Annotated in this window: 1 protein-coding gene; it reads left to right on the top strand. The window is 67.5% G+C overall.

Features of this window, described 5'->3' with window-relative positions:
• Positions 1 to 228 (top strand): hypothetical protein (locus tag NFJ07_RS25870; RefSeq protein ID WP_269998955.1); only part of this gene is annotated, 228 nt, incomplete at both ends.

The raw sequence follows: 228 nt of genomic DNA, 5'->3' as shown, positions 1-228 counted from the left end.
GCGATGATCACCATCCGCAAGGAAATCGAGCAGGTTGCCCACGGCGACTTCACGGTGGAGAACAGCCCGCTGCGCCACGCACCGCACACCGCGGCCGCCGTCGTCTCCTCGGACTGGAACCGTGAGTACTCCCGCGAGCAGGCCGTCTTCCCGGTCCACCACCTCAAGCAGGACAAGTACTTCCCGCCGGTAGGCCGCATCGACGGCGCCGCGGGCGACCGTAACCTG

The sequence above is a fragment of the Arthrobacter sp. B2a2-09 genome, from assembly GCF_027587375.1.
In the GTDB taxonomy this organism is placed as follows: domain Bacteria; phylum Actinomycetota; class Actinomycetes; order Actinomycetales; family Micrococcaceae; genus Arthrobacter.
Note: the sequence above shows the minus strand (reverse complement) of the source record. Positions and strands in the feature narration are given on the sequence as shown.